The sequence below is a fragment of the Nevskia soli genome (assembly GCF_903970205.1).
Taxonomy (GTDB): Bacteria; Acidobacteriota; Terriglobia; order Bryobacterales; family Bryobacteraceae; genus Bog-113.
On the sequence record NZ_CAJCHS010000142.1, the window covers coordinates 1 to 11,067 of the forward strand.

Below are 11,067 nucleotides of genomic sequence, written 5' to 3' on the forward strand. Positions count from 1 at the left end.
AGCAGCGGACTTCGGGTGTCGGGGGCGTGCGGCTGGTGGAGCGGATGCCGCTGTGGACACCGTATCCGGCAGTGGTGGAGCGGGTGCGGACGATCGTGAACCACGAGGAGTTGCGCGGGAAGTGCAGCCTGGCAGTGGATGCGACGGGGGTGGGCGGTCCGGTGGTGGATGCCTTGCGCGCGGCGCGTCTGGGCTGCGAGATTGTAGCGGTGACGATCACGGGCGGAGATCGCGAGCAGCGGAGTGACTCCGGCGGGTTTGGCACCGCGGGGGTGACGCGGTGGAGCGTGCCGAAGCGCAATCTGATCGCGGGGATTGAGATGCTGCTGGAGCGAGGGGAATTGCAGATTGCGCGGGGGGCGCGCGAGGCAGGGTCGCTGGCGCGGGAACTGTTGGACGTGAAGGCGACGATGCGGACGACAGGCAGAGTGCGGATCGGCGCGGATGGCGGCGGCGAGCATGACGATCTGGTGATTGCGGTGGCGCTGGCGTGTTGGCGGCTGCAGCAGCGGACTTCGGGTGTCGGGGGCGTGCGGCTGGTGGGGATTTGAGAGAGCGGCGGCGCGCCAATGTTCAACTCAAAGAAAGCTGCATAATCCGGTTCAAAAACAGGAGTATCCGGGTATAATCTGCCCAGCATTCGATCGACGAGTGACGGAGGAGAGATTGATGTCACAGGGGCAAATCCATGTTCCACCGCCGGACGGCGGTCCAGGGGGCGGTTTAGGAGGTGGCCATCACGAACGTCAATCGAGGCTGGCAATGCGGACGACGGGCCGAGTGCGGATCGGCGCGGATGGCGGGATGTGAAGATTCGGCCTAACGGTTTCGCCGCTTTCAGCCGATAGCGCATTTAATGAACAACCGCCAAGCCGCGTTCGAAGGACCGAAGAAATACCGGCTGCTGACGCGCAGCGATTTCGATGGGCTCGTATGCGCCATTCTGCTGAAGAGTCTTGGGATTCTGGATTCAATCACCTTCGTGCATCCGAAAGACGTGCAGGATGGAAAGGTCGAGATTACCCCAAACGATATCTTGACCAACCTTCCTTATGCGCCGGAATGCTACCTCTGCTTCGATCATCACGATAGCGAGGCGACGCGGGCGGAGGACACGTCGCGTACAAACCATATCCTGCTGCCGGAGGCCGATTCGGCCGCGCGGGTTCTCTACGAATGGTACGGCGGGGCGAACGCCTTCCCGTTCGTAAGCAATGAATTGATGCGGGCCGTCGATAAAGCGGATTCGGCGAGCTTCACGAAAGAGGATATCCTGAACCCGCGAGGGTGGGAGTTGCTGTCCTTTCTCATGGACCCGCGAACGGGGCTGGGCCGATTCCGGCAGTTCCGGATTTCGAACTATGAATTAATGATGGCGCTGATCGATTACTGCGCAACCCACTCGATAGAAGAGACGCTGCAGCTGCCGGACGTTCGGGAACGCATCGATCTTTATCGCGAGCACCAGGAGCGGTTTGCCGCGCAGATTCGCCGTTGCACCACCGTTCATCAGAATGTTGCGGTGCTTGATCTACGTGAAGAGGAGGTCATCTACGTTGGGAATCGTTTCATGATCTACGCCCTGTTCCCGCAATGCAATATCTCGATGCACATCCTGTGGGGGCTGCGGCGCGAAAACACGGTGGTGGCCATCGGTAAGTCGATCCTGAACCGCACCTGTGAAATCAAGGTGGACGAGTTGGTCTCGATGTATGGCGGCGGCGGTCATGCGGCCGCGGGCACGTGCCAGGTGGCTCATGAAGCGGCTCCAGGCGTGATCCGCGACATCGTCGCGCGGGTTAATGCGGGCGCGGCGACCGCACGGGAACTCGCGTTGGTTTAGCTACCAAAGTCCGGCGGCCCTCAACGCCGGATAGAGCGCCTGGTACGTGCGATGTCCCGCGCGATAGACTTCGATATTCTCGCGTTCGGGCTGAATGGAACTGACTTCCCGCACGACGGCCCGGCAGGCTTCCGGTACGGAGGCGAAGGCTCCGGTGCCCGCCATGGCCAGCAGCGCAGCCCCGTAAGCCGAGCCCTCCTGCGTTTCTAGGGTGACTGTTTTTTTGCCGAGGATGTCCGCGAGCACTTGCCGCCAGAACGGACTTTTCGCTCCGCCTCCGGAGGCGCGCACGGATTCGACTCCGACGCCGAGCTCTTCGATGATGTCGAGGCAATCGCGCTGGCTATAGCAAACGCCTTCGACCAACGCGCGGATCAGGTCGGCGCGTTGGTGCCGCGCGGTCAAGCCCATCCATCCGCCGCGGGCTCCGGCATCGAGGTGCGGCGTGCGCTCGCCCATCAGATAAGGAAGCCAGTAGAGTCCCTGCGAGCCGGCCGGCGCTTCCGCCGCTTCTTCCATCAGCTCGCCGTATTCCACGCCGGGCGCAAGCTCGCGGCGAAACCATTGCAGACTCAATCCCGCGCCTTGCGTCACGCCCATCACATGCCACTTGCCCGGCACCGCGTGGCAGAAGGTGTGCACTCGACCGGAGGGGTCGTACGCGACCTGCTCCATATGCGCGAAAACCACGCCGGATGTGCCCAGCGTGCAGGAAACGAATCCCGGCTCGACGACGCCGTTGCCCACCGCGCTCGCGGCCTGGTCGCCGCCGCCGCCCACGACGGGAATGCCCGCTTGGAGTCCGGTAGCGGCTGCGGCCTGCTCCGACAACGTTCCGGTGATCTCGGGCGATTCGTAGACACGCGGGAGAATCGCCGCGTCCAGGCCAAGCGCGCTGACCATCTCGGTCGACCAACGCCGCTCGACCACATTGAACAGCGCGGTACCCGAAGCGTCGGAAACTTCGGTTGCGTAATCACCCGTGAGCCGGAACCGGACGTAATCTTTCGGCAGCAGCACTTTGCGAACGCGCTCGAACAGCGCCGGTTCGTGATCGCGCACCCACAGCAGCTTCGGCAGCGTGAAGCCGGTCAGAACGGGATTCGCGATGTAGTCGAGCACACGCTGGCGTCCCAGTTTCGCGTTCACCCAGTCGACTTGGGGCTGGCTGCGCTGGTCGCACCAGATGAGTGCCGGGCGGATGACGCGGTCTTCGGCGTCGAGCAGGGTGAGTCCGTGCATCTGGCCGGAGAGCCCGATCCCTTTCACCTCCGCGGGTGCGATCCCGGCTTCCTTCAGCGCGCCATTGATGGCGAGCGATGACGCATCCCACCAGTTTTCGGGATTCTGTTCGGCCCACAGCGGCTGCTGCATGATTATCTCGTCGTGAGCGGCGGTGATGCCGGCGACGATGCGGCCTTCCGCGTTTACGACCAGGGCACGGCTTCCGCCGGTGCCGATATCAACTCCGAGCCACATAGTTGGTTTCGTAACCCCAAGGTAAATAAGCGGCGCCGAACAGGCCGGCTTCGCTGCCGAGTTCTGCGCGTGCGATCACCGTTTTCGAAGCGCGGAAGGTGAACGAGCGCTTGGAGACTTCGTCAAGCATGGGGATCGAGAAAACATCCCACGCCGGAAGCGGGCCGCCGCTGATGAGATACAAAGGAAAATTAAAGGTGTTGACCATAGCGGCCAAGGCAATCCCGAGCGCGCGGCCCATGTGATCGAACACGGCGAGGGCGCGCTCATCGCCGGCCTTGGCCAGGGTGTACACCTGTTCGGAGGTCACATCGCCGAGGCCGATCAGAAATGCGAGGGCCGCGATGGCCGTCGCGGACGCATGCTTCTCCAGGCAGCCGCGGTTCCCGCATCCGCAAGGGTTCCCGTTGGGCACAACCGTGATGTGTCCGACCTCGCCGGCCATGCCCAGATAGCCGTGGACGATCTTTCCGTCGGCGATGATGCCGCCACCCACGCCGGTTCCGAGGGTGATGAGCACAAGGTCGTTAACATCGCGGCCGGCGCCGATCCATTTCTCGCCCATGGCCGCGGCGTTGGCGTCGTTCTCCAGAATGACCGGAGTCCCGAGCTTGCGCTGCAGGGCATCGCGCATGGGAAACCCTTCGAGAACCGCCAGATTATTGGAACCGGCGATGACGCCTTCCTTCAACCGGATGAACCCCGGAACGGCGACGCCGATCCCGTGCAGGGAGTGCGTGCCCAATGTGGCGCGAAGCGCTTCTATGGCCGCGGCCATATCGGCGACGACGGCTTCGGGACCATTCGTTAAGTCGGTCGAGCTTGCGATCTTCTGCATCATGCGGCCGTCCCGATCGATTGCGGCAACGCGCAAATTGGTTCCGCCGAGATCGACGCCTATGGAGTATTCGGCCATGAATGCGAATCATATCAGGGCGATTTGAAATTCATGTAGTACTTTCGTTAAAGATGGCCCATAAACAGCCGATATGCGCTGTATAGATAGAAAGATGATGCAAGCGACAAGGGTTTCATGTTACAGATGGAACATTGATTGCTTCGGTGCGTCTTTCCTACTAGGCGAGGTGCTTTATGGAAGAGGTTCGTTACGTTCAGATTCCTGGCGATGCAACCGTTGAACTCCCGCCGCTGCTTGTTCGCGGGGTCCCGGACGACACGCAGCCGCGCGAGGATTTGGTCAGTGCCGCGGCTGAGATCGTAGAATCCGAAGACCTGCTTCCCATTGAGTTCGATCAGCCCGAGCGTCGTCTCGACATGGCGCTACAGCTGACGGACCAGTACTTCGGTCTGCTGCACTTGTGGCAGTGGGGCGATTCGGTGCTGGAGTGGATCCGCCAATGCGAAATCACGTTTGACGCGAGCGACGCGCTGCGCCCCTTGCTGCATGCGCAGGTGTGGCCGCATGCGGGTCGCAGCAGCTTCGTGAATCTGCTGCTGCACAAGCAGGTTCCGACGCGCGGGATCGGCCTCGAGAAGGCGGTCGGAACGCGCCTGACTTTCCGGCAGCCGCCGCCGATCAGCTGCTGCTCGAATCAATTCCTGTTCTATCTGAAGTCGTCTGTTGCGGACTCCGCCTATCACGCGTGGGCCTGCCTGAATTTGGACGCGGTCGGCCACTTTCCGCCGGATCGGTTCAACTTCAGCGTGCTTGAGATGTAGGTTGGCTGCGACTGATTGATCGCTCGACGGGTGCTCGTACGTTTTCGCGGTGTTGCGAACGTTGCGGGAAAAGTATACGTTTGTGTGACGGCAGGACCGCACGTTGCGGGAGAAGTTCAAACAACTTTCGCATGCCCAGAAGTTTGAGCAATTGGCGGCCGGAAGCTCGGCGGACGTAGTGAAATGGGATCGGATTGCTCAAGTGCTCAGACGTAAGGCGACGCTTCAACGGCAAGCGTTCTCGGGCGAATCAAATGTTGCACGCGGCGGAAGCGGCAGATGACGGACGGCCATCATCGCCTCGAGAGAATCAGGCCCAGGCGGAAGGCTTAGGTCCGTATCCTGTCGATAGAACTCATCGCTCTCCGCCTGAGGCTTAGGAGTCGCGGCATCATCTCGGCGTCGAAAGCTCCGATGTGCATAAGGAGCACGTAAGGGATCTCGCGGTGATAGAGTGCTTGCGAGAGGCTCCGGTAGAACGTGATACTGTCTGCCGCAGCCTGCAGATAGCTTTGTTCCAGCGACTCGATCCCCTTCACGTCACCCTTCGCCTTGCACCTTGCATAGGGCTCGTTCCAGCGGTAATCGCCGAAGCTCATCGTAACTCCCGCGATCTTATATCCGTGTTGCAGCAGGAAAGTCCGGATCGCAGCTTTCTTCTCCGATGTATCGCCTTCGGCAAGGAACGGGAAACGGAACCAATGCCAATCCTGCCCATCCATCCATTGACTTAGCAGGGGTTCGTTCTTACTCACGTCGCTTTCGAATTCTTCGATAGCGTGCTGATTCAGATTCATGTGTGACCAGCCATGATTACCAAGCGGGCTACCGGCCTTGCGCCAGGCTTCCAAAACCGAGACATCGCCCGGGTGCTCTTCGGTTCGGACTCCATTCAGCGACTTCGAGCCGCGTCTCGCCGGGGAGGTAATGCGCTGTGAGCCGGAAGATCATCGAACGTGAACGCGATTTGCGGCGCCGGCTTGCTATCCGAAGTAAAGAGCGACAGCGGAATCGCATTCGCCATGGCGGCATATCCGGCGGGTGAAGGATGCAAATGGTCGCCTGAGTCGTAGGCCGGAAGCAGGCGATCCGGCTGGGCGGGATCACGCATCACGCGGTCGAAGTCGACGACAGCATCGAAGCGGACGGGGGCGCGTATCCAGTCGTTCACCGCTTTGCGGTCCTCCTCGTTGGCTGGACCGGGATGATAGTAGCCCGATCCTTTGTAGGGCAGGATGGTGGCACCGATCGCTGTAATTCCGTGCGCATGCGCTCGCGTGACGATTTGCTCGTATACCGAGAGGATGCGCTGCACAAAAGCCGCATGATCGGCTGGGCTTACTTCGTGCTCTCTGGTCAGGCCGCCTAAGTCGTTCACACCTTCAAGCACGATGAGATAGCGGACGCCGGGTTGTGCGAGCACATCGCGGTCGAAGCGCGCCAAAGCGTTGGGTCCATTGCCGTCGGTCAACAGATGATTGCCGCCGATGCCTTCGTTCAGCACGGATAGGTTCGGTGACGCGGCCTGGAGCCGCCGTGCGAGCGCGTCGGTCCAGCGGTCGTTCCCGTCAGTCGTTGCGCCGTGACCGTCGGTTATCGAATCGCCGAGCGCGACGATTGCCGCGGCCGCGGTACCGGCTCTAACATCCACACCACTAAGTTGGTACCAGTGAGCGACCTTCTTTGCGCCGGCAAGATCGGGCGCACTTACTAAGTCACCGTGTATCAGATATGAAGTCGCGCGGGAACCGGGGTGGCCGGTTTGCTGTGCGGGTGGATCACCGAAATGGATGCTGACGGCGAGGTTGCTTAGAGGCGCGACGGGATACTCGAGGGGATCGGACAAGAACTCAGCACCGGCCGGAATCGTCACGCCGCGGGCGCCATGAAAGGTCAAAGCTTTATCCGATAACGGATCGATCGCCGCGGAAGACGTGGAGACAGGACGCGCGATGTGGACTGAACTTAGACGCAACGGAGCGGTCCCGAACGCATTGGAGAGATGGACGCGCAGCGCCAGGCCGCCCACCGACAGGTGAACCAGTTGCCGGAGCGTGGCATCGCGCAGATCATCCGGCGCGAGCGAGTTTTGCGGTTCGGGGATCTGTTGCGAAGCGGCCCACGAGCCTAGCCACGACGCTACCCCAGCCGGGTCCGGTTGAGCCGCACTGAGACAACCTACGGCGGCGAGTAAAGCAAGGAGATTCTTTTTCATGATCGCGGAAACCGAATGCGACCAAAGTATCATTTGACTGTGCTCGCCCGATCTACCCTGACCCAATACCTCGTGCTCAGTTACGCAAGCATCGCCATCGCGACGGCGCAGAACGCGCCTCCCGTCACGTTTACCGCCGATCAGGACCACCAGAACATGATGGACCAGCTCGGCATCAAAGCGCTGCGGCCCGGCCCGAGCGGGGACGAAAAAGCGCCCAATCATGCGAACTACGACGAGGCGCTGGCCAACCCGTATCCGAATCTGCCGGACATCCTGACCACGAAAGACGGACGCAAGGTCACTACGCGGGAGATGTGGTGGAAGGTGCGCCGTCCGGAAATCGTGGAGGACATGGAACGGGAAGTCTACGGCCGCCTTCCCGCCAACATCCCGAAGGTGACCTGGACGGTTGAAGTCACGGACCACGAGCGCGTGGGCTTCTTCTTCCCGGTGATCGCGAAGAAGTTAGTCGGTCACGTCGATAACTCGGCTTGTCCTGAGATCAAGGTCGATATCTCGATGGTGGTGGTCACACCGGAGAACGCGAAGGGTCCTGTTCCGGTGCTGATGATGTTCGGGCGCGCGGCCTTGCCCGCGCCCGCGCAGCCGCCGCAGGAAGATATGGAGAAGATCAACGCCGCAGTCAAGGCTTTGCTGGTGAAGCAAGATCCGTCTCTACAAGCTATCTTCGAAAAGTATCCGGCTTACAGCGTGAATGCCTCGGAGCCGCTGCCGACCTTCGGGCGCCCTCCGGCCGGCGATCCTCCGACGCCGCAACAGTTGATCGCCGACGGTTGGGGCTACGTTCTGATCGACCCCGGCAGCATCCAGGCGGATAACGGAGCGGGTCTCACGCGCGGCATCATCGGCTTGGTCAATCAGGGGCAGCCGCGTAAGCCTGACCAGTGGGGAGCGCTGCGTGCATGGGCATGGGGCGCCGCGCGCGGGCTGGACTACCTCGAAACCGATTCCGCGGTCGACGCCAAACATGTCGGAATCGAAGGCGTATCCAGGTACGGCAAGGCCGCTCTGGTAACCCTGGCGTTCGAAACGCGTTTTGCCATGGGCTTGATTGGTTCTTCCGGCGAAGGCGGCGCTAAGTTGAATCGCCGCAACTTCGGGGAAGCGGTTGAGAGTTTGACCGGAGGGGAGTATTACTGGATGGCGGGTAACTTCATGAAGTACGGCGCTTCCCAGGCGGTATTCGGAAGTAAGAACGCCGGCGACTTACCCGTGGACGCGCACGAACTTATCGCGCTGTGCGCCCCGCGACTTACTTTCATCAGTTACGGCGTCCCGGAACAGGGAGACGCTAAATGGCTCGATCAGAGGGGGAGTTATATGGCGACTATCGCGGCCGGCGCGGTTTTCAAACTGCTTGGGGCTAAAGATCTCGGCGTGTCGAATGATTACCGGACAGAGCAGATGCCGCCGGTCAATACCGGTCTGCTGAACGGAGAGCTTGCATGGCGTCAGCATGACGGCGGCCATACCGACGCGCCGAATGTAAAGTATTTCATTCAGTGGGCGGACAAGTTCATCGGACACACGAAGGCAAGTTAGTCCGCTCGGCAGGTAACCGTGAATCGCCGCAGGGTATTTCCGGGCCAACCCTCAGCGCTGGAAAATGTATAGAATACATAAAATTCCTGCCCTAAGAGATTGGGGTCCGCGCCGTCGCCGATTGCTACCGCGTAGTTAACGCCGGTTATGCCGGTAATATCCTGACCGAGAAGGATGGGAAGCGTCCAGGTGAAACCGTCGGTCGATTCCGAATAGGCGATGTGCTGGGTATCGTCATTGATCATCACGTAGCGCTTGAGCGCGCTGTTGTAAGCCACATTTGGATCGCCGGCGTAACCTGCATTGGGGTTCAGATCGGTTGACAATCCGCCGATCCCCGGCTGGTTCCATTCACCCTCGAAATACTTCGAGAACGCGGCTGCGTGAGGGGTCTGAGCGCCCGCGGCTGCATAGACCGAGGCAATCGAAGCGCGCGCCACTGAAACGTTAGTGGTTGTCGTTGGCTGCGTCGTGCCGTTGGCAATCCAATCCGGAAAGTACACATAGAAGTACTCTCGGTCGAGCGACACAACTAAAGGCTCGGAGCCGATGTCGAAACCTGCTAAGTCCTCCCGGTAGGGCTGATTGGGGCGGACGATCTCACCTAAGTCCGTCCAATGGCCGCCGCCATCCGTTGAGAGCGCGAGTCCCAGCAGCGAGTAAAAGCTAGTCTCCGTGTTGATCTCGGCATGATACACGATAAGTAGGTTGCCGGCGCCCGGGGCGCCTTGCGGGATAGCATGGACTCTCGCGCCGCCGAGATAGGTATAAATCGGGTAGTTCGGGTTTATGGTCAGATTCGGGCTGATGACTACATCGACAGGCGATCCGGTTCCCAGCGGATTATCAAGAGTTCCGACGGTGCGGGTAACGGAACCGTATTTGTTGTTCTGATCGTGATGCGCTCCATCGCTGGCGAAGAAGACGAGGCCGGAGTCCGACCGGATGACGCCCAGGCTGGTGTCCGGCCAGGCGAAGCCGTTTTGCTGATCGGTGATCGGCGGGATCGCCTTTGCACCGGCTGCTTCCCGCTGGGCGGCGGTCGCGACCGTAAGCAGGTTACTGAGCACCGGTTGGCAGACATGGGGTCCTTGAGCAAACGCGCCGTGCGTTAGGAGGGTTAATGCGAAGCGGATATAACTGAGTCGCATCTAAGACTCAATCTTAAGCCAGCAGCGTCGGCGGCAATCGCGGCGCTACTCGAAGCCGCGGAATGTTACATCGCCATCGGACGGTTGCGCCGACCGTGAAAGGGCGCCGTCTCGTAGGCTGAATCGGGAGCGCTCCCAAAATGATGGTCTGGCGCTCCCTGACCTCCGGTTGGATCGTTCGGCGTGATTTGCGGAACAAATTCCTGGCGGCCGGACTTGGTGTATTTGTTGGGAGTGAAAGTGAGCGAGGCCATTTGACCGGGGTTGAGATTCACCTACTGGGCCGGTCCGATCGGATTGCCGTTATCATACTTAAAGCTCACTTAAACTTAAAGCTCACTTAAAGCTCAGCATGCGTAAAGCTCAGCATGGCCACGCACGGGCTGTCCCCCGGCGCCGCCGCCGGTCGATCGGGCGCCGTGCAAATCGCCCCGCGACCTGTTAGTCGACCTGAGGGATTATTCGTCCTGCGCGGCCGCGAGCGCCGCCTCGAAGTTGGGAGGGCTGCCGACATCCCCCACGTACTCCACGTACTTGATCTTGTTGTCCCCGTCCACGACGAAAATGGCCCGGCTCTCAATGCGCAGATCCTTGATCAGCGTGCCGTAGTTCTCGCCGAAGGAGCCGTCGCGATGATCCGAAAGCATCTTCACCCGGTCCACGCCGAAGTTGCTGCACCAGCGCTTCTGCCCGAACGGAAGGTCCATACTTACGGTGTACACTTCGAGGTCCGGGTGTTTGGCGACCTCGTCGTTGAAGCGTTTGGTTTGCGCGTCGCAAACCGGGGTATCAAGGGAGGGTATGACGCTGAAAATGCGCGTCTTCTTGCCGGTGCCATCCAGCGAAACTTCATTCATCGACGAATCGATTACATGAAAATCCGGCGCCGGATCGCCCACTTTCAGCTCCGGTCCGAGCACCGGCATGGGTTTACCCATCAGGGTCACAGTGCGTTCCATAAATGCTTGCCGCCTCCTGGAATTTATGATTTGAAGCAGGGGGGAGTTCGGAGGCTATTGTAGCAACTCGGGCGAGCTGGTCTGAGGAACGGCTACGATTCGGACACGCCCAATCCAGCTTCGCCGGCACGAACTCAGAGGTTCCGGGCGTCGCCTGATCGACAGCCGGAAGTT

General features: G+C 60.6%; 9 protein-coding genes and 1 pseudogene. 4 read left to right on the forward strand and 6 right to left on the reverse strand.

The window, feature by feature from the left end:
- Positions 1 to 551: pseudogene (locus H1Y01_RS06540) on the forward strand (hypothetical protein); the annotation flags it as partial.
- Positions 552 to 856: 305 nt separating this feature from the next.
- Positions 857 to 1,843 carry an exopolyphosphatase gene (locus H1Y01_RS06545; RefSeq protein ID WP_180539638.1) on the forward strand — a complete coding sequence of 329 codons (987 nt, stop codon included), beginning with the start codon at positions 857 to 859 and terminating at the stop codon, positions 1,841 to 1,843.
- Here the strand turns inward: H1Y01_RS06545 and xylB are convergent, their stop codons facing one another.
- Positions 1,844 to 3,322, reverse strand: coding sequence for a xylulokinase (xylB, locus tag H1Y01_RS06550; protein WP_180539639.1), 1,479 nt, complete (start codon positions 3,320 to 3,322; stop codon positions 1,844 to 1,846).
- A complete protein-coding gene (locus tag H1Y01_RS06555) occupies positions 3,306 to 4,238 on the reverse strand; it encodes an ROK family protein (RefSeq protein ID WP_180539640.1) in 933 nt (310 codons plus the stop codon). Before H1Y01_RS06555 ends, xylB begins: the two co-directional genes overlap by 17 nt.
- A gap of 176 nt (positions 4,239 to 4,414) precedes the next feature.
- Between H1Y01_RS06555 and H1Y01_RS06560 the strand changes: the two genes are divergently transcribed.
- Positions 4,415 to 5,002, forward strand: a complete 588-nt coding sequence (locus H1Y01_RS06560) for a hypothetical protein (protein WP_180539641.1) — start codon at positions 4,415 to 4,417, stop codon at positions 5,000 to 5,002.
- 329 nt (positions 5,003 to 5,331) lie between these two features.
- Here the strand turns inward: H1Y01_RS06560 and H1Y01_RS06565 are convergent, their stop codons facing one another.
- Together H1Y01_RS06565 and H1Y01_RS06570 are read right to left on the reverse strand one after the other, a co-directional pair.
- Complete coding sequence (locus H1Y01_RS06565) at positions 5,332 to 5,853, reverse strand: polysaccharide deacetylase family protein (RefSeq protein WP_180539642.1); 522 nt, start codon at positions 5,851 to 5,853, stop codon at positions 5,332 to 5,334.
- Between the two features lie 41 nt (positions 5,854 to 5,894).
- Positions 5,895 to 7,217, reverse strand: coding sequence for an SGNH/GDSL hydrolase family protein (locus H1Y01_RS06570; RefSeq protein ID WP_180539643.1), 1,323 nt, complete (start codon positions 7,215 to 7,217; stop codon positions 5,895 to 5,897).
- Positions 7,218 to 7,232: 15 nt separating this feature from the next.
- On the opposite strand from H1Y01_RS06570, the gene H1Y01_RS06575 reads away from it, so the two are divergent.
- Positions 7,233 to 8,783 (forward strand): glucuronyl esterase domain-containing protein, encoded by a 1,551-nt coding sequence (locus H1Y01_RS06575; protein ID WP_180539644.1) that lies wholly within the window; start codon positions 7,233 to 7,235, stop codon positions 8,781 to 8,783.
- Here H1Y01_RS06575 and H1Y01_RS06580 read toward each other — a convergent pair.
- Both H1Y01_RS06580 and tpx read right to left on the reverse strand, forming a co-directional pair.
- Positions 8,780 to 9,934 (reverse strand): hypothetical protein, encoded by a 1,155-nt coding sequence (locus H1Y01_RS06580; RefSeq protein WP_180539645.1) that lies wholly within the window; start codon positions 9,932 to 9,934, stop codon positions 8,780 to 8,782. The genes H1Y01_RS06575 and H1Y01_RS06580 overlap by 4 nt on opposite strands.
- Positions 9,935 to 10,392: 458 nt before the next feature.
- On the reverse strand, positions 10,393 to 10,893 hold the full coding sequence (tpx, locus tag H1Y01_RS06585; protein WP_180539646.1) for a thiol peroxidase: 501 nt from the start codon (positions 10,891 to 10,893) through the stop codon (positions 10,393 to 10,395).
- Positions 10,894 to 11,067: the final 174 nt, after the last annotated feature.

Excerpts from the sequence above, each read along its gene's own strand:
- H1Y01_RS06545 (WP_180539638.1), top strand. The coding sequence starts at position 857 with ATGAACAACCGCCAAGCCGCGTTCGAAGGACCGAAGAAATACCGGCTG.
- xylB (WP_180539639.1), bottom strand. The coding sequence starts at position 3,322 with ATGTGGCTCGGAGTTGATATCGGCACCGGCGGAAGCCGTGCCCTGGTC.
- H1Y01_RS06555 (WP_180539640.1), bottom strand. The coding sequence starts at position 4,238 with ATGGCCGAATACTCCATAGGCGTCGATCTCGGCGGAACCAATTTGCGC.
- H1Y01_RS06560 (WP_180539641.1), top strand. The coding sequence starts at position 4,415 with ATGGAAGAGGTTCGTTACGTTCAGATTCCTGGCGATGCAACCGTTGAA.
- H1Y01_RS06570 (WP_180539643.1), bottom strand. The coding sequence starts at position 7,217 with ATGAAAAAGAATCTCCTTGCTTTACTCGCCGCCGTAGGTTGTCTCAGT.
- H1Y01_RS06575 (WP_180539644.1), top strand. The coding sequence starts at position 7,233 with ATGCGACCAAAGTATCATTTGACTGTGCTCGCCCGATCTACCCTGACC.
- H1Y01_RS06580 (WP_180539645.1), bottom strand. The coding sequence starts at position 9,934 with ATGCGACTCAGTTATATCCGCTTCGCATTAACCCTCCTAACGCACGGC.
- tpx (WP_180539646.1), bottom strand. The coding sequence starts at position 10,893 with ATGGAACGCACTGTGACCCTGATGGGTAAACCCATGCCGGTGCTCGGA.